The 7,914-nt window shown below is 60.6% G+C and carries 7 protein-coding genes; 1 reads left to right on the top strand and 6 read right to left on the bottom strand.

Annotation, left to right across the window (positions count from 1 at the left end):
• Nucleotides 1-152: 152 nt before the first annotated feature.
• From V7Z56_RS03325 to V7Z56_RS03300, 6 genes are all read right to left on the bottom strand, one after another.
• Nucleotides 153-1,307, bottom strand: a complete 1,155-nt coding sequence (locus tag V7Z56_RS03325; protein WP_334127925.1) for an acyl-CoA dehydrogenase family protein — start codon at nucleotides 1,305-1,307, stop codon at nucleotides 153-155.
• A 12-nt stretch (nucleotides 1,308-1,319) separates the two neighbouring features.
• The gene (locus V7Z56_RS03320; RefSeq protein WP_334127924.1) at nucleotides 1,320-1,988 is read right to left on the bottom strand and encodes a nitroreductase; all 669 of its coding nucleotides are present in this window, start codon (nucleotides 1,986-1,988) and stop codon (nucleotides 1,320-1,322) included.
• A 57-nt stretch (nucleotides 1,989-2,045) separates the two neighbouring features.
• Nucleotides 2,046-2,720, bottom strand: coding sequence for a nitroreductase (locus V7Z56_RS03315; RefSeq protein ID WP_334127923.1), 675 nt, complete (start codon nucleotides 2,718-2,720; stop codon nucleotides 2,046-2,048).
• A 107-nt stretch (nucleotides 2,721-2,827) separates the two neighbouring features.
• Nucleotides 2,828-3,685 (bottom strand): MaoC/PaaZ C-terminal domain-containing protein, encoded by an 858-nt coding sequence (locus tag V7Z56_RS03310; protein WP_334127922.1) that lies wholly within the window; start codon nucleotides 3,683-3,685, stop codon nucleotides 2,828-2,830.
• A 12-nt stretch (nucleotides 3,686-3,697) separates the two neighbouring features.
• Nucleotides 3,698-4,618, bottom strand: a complete 921-nt coding sequence (locus tag V7Z56_RS03305) for an SDR family oxidoreductase (protein ID WP_334127921.1) — start codon at nucleotides 4,616-4,618, stop codon at nucleotides 3,698-3,700.
• 193 nt (nucleotides 4,619-4,811) lie between these two features.
• Entirely contained in the window at nucleotides 4,812-6,134 is a 1,323-nt protein-coding gene (locus V7Z56_RS03300; protein WP_334127920.1) for a malonyl-CoA decarboxylase, read from the bottom strand.
• Nucleotides 6,135-6,379: 245 nt separating this feature from the next.
• Between V7Z56_RS03300 and V7Z56_RS03295 the strand changes: the two genes are divergently transcribed.
• Nucleotides 6,380-7,900: a malonate--CoA ligase gene (locus tag V7Z56_RS03295; RefSeq protein ID WP_334127919.1), complete on the top strand. Its 1,521-nt coding sequence runs from the start codon at nucleotides 6,380-6,382 to the stop codon at nucleotides 7,898-7,900.
• Nucleotides 7,901-7,914: the final 14 nt, after the last annotated feature.

Genomic DNA, 7,914 nt, shown 5'->3' with positions numbered 1-7,914 from the left:
AGCAAGAGCCGCCTTATAGGACCTCGGAACAAACCAGTCAACACCATAATTTTAACCTTGCGCATTTTTTTGTCGAGATCATGCAAAAACCCCAGAAAACCGGGGCGGCCTCCAAAAAATGCTTATATAACAAACATATCTGCCGGCAGCTCTCAATAGCTGCGCGGCAGGTCCAGTTCATGTTCGGCGATAAAGGAGAGGATCAGGTTGGTCGAGATCGGCGCGATCTGGTAAAGCCTTGTTTCGCGGAATTTCCGCTCGACATCATACTCTTCGGCAAAGCCGAAACCGCCGTGGGTCTGCAGGCACGCCTCTCCCGCCGCCCAGGAAGCTTCGGAGGCCCGCATCTTCGACATATTGGCCTCCGCGCCGCAGGCCTCGCCCGCATCATAGAGGCGGCAGGCTTCTTCCACCATCAATTTGGCGGCCCGCATCTGGGCATAAGCCCTTGCGATCGGGAACTGCACGCCCTGATTCTGTCCGATCGGCCGGCCGAAGACGGTGCGCTCGCGCGCATAGTTGGAGGCGGTCCTGATAAACCACTCGGCATCGCCGAGGCATTCGGAGGCGATCAGGATCCGCTCCGCATTCATGCCGGTCAGGATATAGCGAAAGCCCTTGCCCTCCTCGCCGATCAGGCTGGAGGCGGGAATGCGCATATTGTCGAAGAAGACTTCCGTTGTCGAATGATTGATCATGGTGCGGATCGGCCGGATCGTCATGCCCTTGCCGAGCACCTCGCGCATATCGACGATGAAGACGGAAATCCCGTCGGAGCGCTTCGCCACCTTGTCCTTCGCCGTGGTGCGGGCGAGCAGCAACATCAGGTCGGAATGTTCGGCGCGGCTTGTCCAGACTTTCTGGCCGTTCACGACATAGTCATCGCCGTCGCGCACCGCGATGGTCGAGATGCTGGTGGTATCGGTGCCGGCGGTGGGTTCGGTCACACCGAAGGCCTGCAGGCGCAGCTCCCCGCTTGCGATTCCCGGAAGATACTTGCGCCGCTGCTCCTCCGAGCCGTGACGCAGCAGCGTGCCCATCGTATACATCTGCGCGTGGCAGGCGGCGCCGTTGCAGCCGTTCGCGTGAATTTCCTCGAGTATTGCCGAGGCGACGATAAGCGGCAGGCCCGCCCCGCCATATTCCTCGGGGATCAGCGAGGAGAGCAGCCCCGCCTCGGTCAGCGCATTGACGAATTCGGTCGGATAGGCGCGCTCGCGGTCCTTATCGCGCCAGTAGCTGCCGGGAAATCCTTCACAAAGCTGCCGCACCGTCTCGCGGATTTGCGGAATGATATCGCTTGCCATGCCTCTCTCGCCTTAAAACCCGTGCAGGGTAACAAAATTCTCGAAATCCTCGCGCTCGGTGACGAGCCGGTTGATGATCGCATCCGGATCGCGATAGCCGAGCGCCATACCGCAGAACATAATCTCATCATCGCTGAGGGAAAGATGTTTCTTCAGCGTCTCAGGCCAGCGGGCCCAGGCCTCCTGCGGACAGGTATCCAGGCCATATTCCTGCGCCAGCAGCATGATATTCTGCATGAACATGCCGACATCGGCATATTGCCCGATCTCCATCTGGCGGTGGAGCACGAAGAAGAGCCCGACCGGCGCATCGAAGAAGCGGAAATTGCGCGCGAGCTGCCTGAGCTTGCCCGGCCGGTCCGAGCGCGGCACGCCGATCAGTTCATAGAGCGCTTCCCCCACCACGCGGCGACGGGTCCGGTAGGGCTCGACAAGATCGGGGGGATAAACGTTATATTCGGGCGTTTCCGCCTCGCCCTTCATGAGCTTTGCCTCGACCTCGCGGACAAGCGCCTGCAACGGCTCGCCCGTCAGGACGTGCACTTTCCACGGCTGCAGATTGCCGCCCGACGGCGCGCGTTTCGCAATTTCCAGTATCTCGCGGATTGTCTCGAGCGGGACGGGCCGGTCCAGGAACTGGCGCACCGTCATCCGTGATTTAATGGCATGTGAAACTTTCACAACTCTCTCCTCTGCTGCCTCGGGCGCGCGGCGGAAAGCCCGCCGCCCGCCGGATACTCAATCGAAGCCGTAGAAATGGGTGACGTTCTTGACGTCCTCCCGATCGCTCACGAGCGTGTTCTCGATCGCCGTCGTATCCTCGTAGCCAAGCGCAAGGCCGGAGACGAGAACCTGATCGTCGGGAATGCCGAGATGGCGGAAAATCGGCCCCTGGAAAGTGATCCAGGCCGCCTGCGGACAGGTGTGCAACCCCTCACCGCGCGCCGCCAGCATCAGCGTCTGCATATAAAGCCCGGCGTCAAACCAGCTGCCGCGCTTCAGATAGGCATCAACGGTGACGAAAATCCCGACCGGCGCATCGAAAAAGTTGAAATTGCGCCGTGATTGCCTGGCGGTTCGCTCCCGGTCGCCCTTCTCGATGCCGAGCAGGCCGTAAAGGCTCCAGCCAACCCCGCGGCGGCGATCGCGATGCGTATCGTTCCAGGTGGCGGGATAATAGTCATATTCTTCATATTTGCGCGCCGCATTCTCATCGACGAGCTTGAGAACGTCGCGGCAGATCGCGTCGCGGACTTCACCGGTACAGACATAGGTATGCCAGGGCTGGGTATTCGTGCCGCTCGGCGCCCGCTGGGAAATTTCCAAGATCCGTTCAATCTTCTCGCGGGGGACCTTCTGATCCGTGAACGCACGGATTGACCGGCGCGAACGGATGGCTTCTTCGATGTCCATAAATTGCCTTTCTTTTCTTATTCGTAAATTTTACCGGCTGACACAGGAAACGGCAGAATTCAAACCAAATTCTGCCGTTTTCCGTTTTTCAAGCTGCGGTGATCGCGTCAGGCAATCTTCGCATAACCGTTGTTGAGCACGACGATATCCCGCTCCTTCACCCGGCAGCGGAACGAGGTGACGTCCCCGTCATGCCACATCTCGGTGACCAGCGTCTCGCCCGGGTAGACTGGCGACGAGAAGCGGAGGTTGAACGCCTTCAGCTTCGCCGGGTCATAGTTGCAGGCCTGGCGGAGCACCGCATGGCCGGCAACGCCGAGCGAGGCAAGACCGTGCAGTATCGGCGCCTTGAAGCCCGCCGCCGTGGCAACGCGCGGATCCGCATGCAGCGGATTGAAATCGCCGGAGAGGCGATAGATCAGCGCCTGCTGCAGCAGCGTCGGCAGCTCAACCGAGCTGTCCGGCGCGCGATCCGGCAGTTCATGCGGCTTCGGCGCGCCGTCCGTCGGGCCGCCGAACCCGCCATCGCCGCGGGCGAAGGTGGTGGATGTCAGGGTCGCCAGCTTGTCGCCGGTTTTCTTGTCATGCACCGTGCGCGAGGAGTAGATCAGCGCGCCCTTGCCGGCGCCCTTGTCGATGATCTCGGTGATCTTCGTCGTCGCGACGACGGTTCCTTCTGCCGGCAGCGGCTTGTGGAGTTCAATCCCCTGCTCGCCGTGGAGGACCTTCACCCAGTCGACGCCGAATTCCGGGTTCTTCAGGAAGAAGCCGGGATAGGCAAGGACAACCGCCATGGTCGGCAGCGCCAGCAGATCCTCTTCATAGGTGAAGCGAAGCTGCTGCAGGTCGAGCGGGTCCATCGAGAGACCAACGCCGAGCGCATAAAGGATCGTGTCCTTCGCGGTATAGGTCTGCTCGACCTCGTCGAACTTCCAGTTGGTCAGCTTGTCATAATCAATCGCCATGACATCCGCTCCTTAGACCGGATCCCAGCAGAAAACGTCGCCGGAGCGCTCAAGCGGCACCAGCGAGGACTTGACGGCCGGGCCGAAGCGGCTTGCGACGGTTTCCGGGGTCCAGCCATCGGAGGTCTGGAGGTTGCGGATCGGACGCGGCTGGCTCATCAGGGCGATTTCGTTGTTGCGGACAACAAAGATATTGCCGGTGATGTCCTTTGCCTGATCGCTGAGCAGGTAGACGGCGAGCGGAGCGATCTTCTCCGGGGTCATCTGCTGGATCTTGGCAACGCGCGCACGCTCTTCATCGGTGCCCTGGGGAATGGTGCCGATCAGGCGCGACCATGCGAAGGGCGAAATGCAGTTGGAGCGGACATTGAAGCGGGACATGTCCAGCGCGATGGAGCGCGACAGGCCGGCGATGCCGAGCTTGGCGGCGGCATAGTTCGCCTGGCCGAAGTTGCCAATGAGGCCAGAGGTCGAGGTCATGTGAACCATCGAGCCGCTCTGCTGCTCGCGGAAATAGGGAGCCGCGGCGCGGGCGACGTTGAAGCTGCCCTTCAGGTGAACGGCGATAACGGCGTCGAATTCTTCCTCGGTCATCTTGTGGAAGATCACGTCACGCAGGATACCGGCGTTGTTGACGATGCAGTCGATGCCGCCAAATTCCTTGCGCGCTGCTTCGATCATGGCCTCGGCGTCGTCCTTCTTGGCGACGTTGCCGAAGTTGGCAATCGCCTCTCCGCCGGCGTCGGTGATGGTCTTGACAACTTCAAGCGCCGGAACCTGATCGGCGCCTTCGCCCTGCTCGGTGCCGCCAAGGTCGTTGACGACGACTTTTGCGCCATACTGCGCGCACATGATGGCGATCCCGCGGCCAACACCGCGGCCGGCGCCCGTCACGACGACAACTTTACCCGCAAGCATATCTTTGTCCGACATCTTTTATCCTTCTTCTTATGTGATTTGTGATGGTCTGTTGTTCTTGTTCTTCTTAATTGTTTTCAGGCCGGCCCCGAAAGGCCCGCACACGGTTCACGAGGAACCTCCGGGGCCAATTATAAGCATCGCCATCACGACGTCGACAAAAAAATTCGGCCCTGCATGTAAAGGCGATGGGGGCGCGGCGCTGGCGCTACTTCCGGGCGCTTTTCGCAAGCGCCTGCAACGCGGAAGAGGCGACGACCCGCTGCTCATTCGCATAAGCCTCGTGGTTCTTTTCGATATCCTTCTGGCTGTAATAGTAATTGACCAGGAGGCCGGCCGACTGCTGCATGCCATTTGGCGAGGTATCGCCAAGCCAGTTGAGCTGCTCAAGCCGTGCGCCGTTGCCAAGATGGAAGCGCGTCACCGGATCGAGCGGGCGGCGCCCCGACTTCTCGTTGATCAGATAATGGGCGCAGAGCTGCTCAAGCGGTTCGCGAATCTTTTCAGCAAGCTCGGGCTTTGTATGCCACTCCGGATCGGCCAGTACCTCGCGGACCTTTGCGATATCGCGAAAATGCAGCCCTGCGGTTGCCTCGTTCACGCTGTTCAGCCAGCGCATGAACCCTGGGATCGGCGAGAGCGTGGCGAAATGCTTGAGGTTCGGCAGCTCCGCCGAGAGTTCCGCCACCACCTGCTTGATCAGGAAATTACCGAAACTGATGCCCTTCAACCCGTCCTGGCAGTTGCTGATGGAGTAGAAGATGGCCGTGTCCGCCTTCGCCGGATCGCCGCGCTTGCCCTCGCGTGAGAGGAGCGGCGGAATGGCGGGTGCCAGCCCCTTGACGAGCGCCACCTCAACAAAGATCAGCGGCTCATCGGGCAGCGCCGGATGGAAGAAGGCGAAGCAGCGGCGGTCGCGATCGAGGCGGCGGCGCAGATCCTCCCAGCCGTCGATCTCATGCACCGCTTCATATTCGATCAGCTTTTCCAGCACCGCCGCGGGCGTGCGCCACGAGATCCGCTCCAGCGACAGGAAGCCACGGTTGAACCAGGAACTCAAAAGATGCTTGAGATCATGGTCGACGGCTTTCAGCTCCGGATGGGCTTTCAGATTTTCCAGCAGGAATTTCCGCATGGCGACGATGGCCGCAGTACCGCCCGGCGCAAAGTTGATGCGGCGCATCAGCTCCTGGCGCGGCGCTTCGATGACGGTCGAGAGCGTGCGGTAGTTGTCGAGCGTCGGCTCCTTGTGATAGGCGGCGACGGCAGTCTCGATCTTCGCCTGATCGGGCGACATCTCGGCTTCGAGAAAGGCAAGGAAATCAAGCTTCTCGGCGTCATTGAGCTCATTCCAGGCAACGACCACATCGCGGGCGAGCGCCATGCCCGACGCCTCCCCCTTCTGGGTCAGGAGATCGCGGCAGTAACTTTTTATATCCTCACTGGATTTCCTGCCGCCCCGCAGATCGAGGAGCTCGCGCCCGGCATCGGCAATGGAGTTGAAAAGCTGGGAGACAAAAGTCGGTGGCATCTGGTCCTCATATGTTGTGCGTCCTTTCCGGGGCGCCGGAAGGGCGTTCATTTTTCGATTTCATTTAGCTATGTAATCGTTTCGACTGCGGGTAAAAGTGTGTGCGTCCGGAATTCCTGAAAATTCGCCCCTCGCCTTCCGGCCGCAGGCGGGCAGCGGGGAAGCGGCTTGCGTTAATCACCAGACTATCATAAATCCGATGACAGAATTATGAAAAATCGGCGCGGAACGGAGACGACAAGAGCATGACCGATAGCAATCTTTACCGACTTTTTGAAACCCGCTTCGCCCGGCAGCCCGACGCTATTGCCTTCGAGGGGCCGGAGATCCGCCCCTATACCTTCCGCGACGTGATGGAAGGCTCGGCGCGCATCGCCCATCTGCTGGCGAGCGAAGGCGCAAAGCCCGGCGACCGCGTTGCCGTTCAGGTTGGCAAATCGGTGGAGGCGGTGCTGCTCTATCTCGCCTGCCTGCGCGCCGGGCTCGTCTATCTCCCGCTCAATACCGCCTATAAATCGGCGGAGCTCGACTATTTCATCAGCGATTCCGAGCCGGCGGTCGTCGTCTGCGACCCGGCCCATGAAAGCGAGGTCGGCGAAATCGTGGCCAAGGCGGGCGTCAAGACCCTCCTCACCCTCGATGAGAGCGGCAATGGCACGCTGATCGAACGCTCAGCCGGCCTTCCTGCGACCTTCGAGACCGTCGCGCGCGAAAAAGACGATCTTGCCGCCATCCTCTATACGTCGGGCACGACCGGGCGCTCGAAAGGCGCGATGCTGAGCCATGACAATCTCGCCTCCAACGCCATCACGCTGCACCGCCACTGGCAGTTCCATCCGGGCGACGTGCTGCTGCACGCGCTGCCGATCTTTCATGTGCATGGCCTCTTCGTCGCGCTGCACTGCGTTTTCCTTGCGGGCGGCAAGGTGATCTTCCTGAAAAAATTTGATAGCGCCGACGTGATCCGTCACTTTCCGGCCTCGACCGTCTTTATGGCGGTGCCGACATTTTACGTCCGGCTGCTCGCAGATCCCGCCTTCACCCGGGATGCCTGCCGCAACATGCGGCTTTTCACCTCCGGCTCGGCGCCGCTGCTGGAGGAGACCTTTAACGCTTTCACCGCCCGCACCGGCCATGTCATTCTCGAGCGCTACGGCATGACGGAAGCCGGCATGATCACCTCCAACCCCTATGACGGACTTCGCAAAGCCGGCACGGTCGGCTTCGCCCTCGATAACGAAGCGCGCATCGTCGATGACGCAGGCCGCGTGGTGGCGGACGGCGAGATCGGCATACTTGAGATCAGGGGGCCCAACGTCTTCAAGGGCTACTGGCGGATGCCGGAGAAAACGGCGGAAGAATTCCGCCCCGATGGCTTTTTTATCACCGGCGATATGACCTGCCGCGATGAGGATGGCTATTACCGCATCGTCGGCCGCGCCAAGGACCTCATCATCTCCGGCGGCTATAACGTCTACCCGAAAGAGATTGAGAGCTTTATCGACGAAATCCCGGGGGTCGGCGAAAGCGCCGTCGTCGGTGTTCCCCATCCCGACTTCGGCGAGGCCGTGGTCGCCTTCGTGGTGCCGGGGACGGACGGCGAGACGCTGACCGCGGCGGAGGTAATTGCGACCATCAAAGACAAGATCGCCAATTTCAAGGTGCCCAAAGCGGTCTATTTCGTGCCGGAACTGCCGCGCAACACCATGGGCAAGGTGCAGAAGAACCAGCTTCGCGATCAGGCGATCAGCGCGGCGAAAGCATAATGTAACTGACGGTG

The organism is Sneathiella sp. (genome assembly GCF_036844445.1).
Lineage (GTDB): Bacteria > Pseudomonadota > Alphaproteobacteria > Sneathiellales > Sneathiellaceae > Sneathiella.
The sequence above is the reverse complement of the archived record's forward strand: the minus strand, read 5'-3'. Positions and strand labels throughout refer to the sequence as shown.

What these genes read in the sequence shown, in the direction of transcription:
- V7Z56_RS03300 (WP_334127920.1), bottom strand. Translation starts at nt 6,134, where the DNA reads ATGCCACCGACTTTTGTCTCCCAGCTTTTCAACTCCATTGCCGATGCC.
- V7Z56_RS03310 (WP_334127922.1), bottom strand. Translation starts at nt 3,685, where the DNA reads ATGGCGATTGATTATGACAAGCTGACCAACTGGAAGTTCGACGAGGTC.
- V7Z56_RS03315 (WP_334127923.1), bottom strand. Translation starts at nt 2,720, where the DNA reads ATGGACATCGAAGAAGCCATCCGTTCGCGCCGGTCAATCCGTGCGTTC.
- V7Z56_RS03325 (WP_334127925.1), bottom strand. Translation starts at nt 1,307, where the DNA reads ATGGCAAGCGATATCATTCCGCAAATCCGCGAGACGGTGCGGCAGCTT.
- V7Z56_RS03295 (WP_334127919.1), top strand. Translation starts at nt 6,380, where the DNA reads ATGACCGATAGCAATCTTTACCGACTTTTTGAAACCCGCTTCGCCCGG.
- V7Z56_RS03305 (WP_334127921.1), bottom strand. Translation starts at nt 4,618, where the DNA reads ATGTCGGACAAAGATATGCTTGCGGGTAAAGTTGTCGTCGTGACGGGC.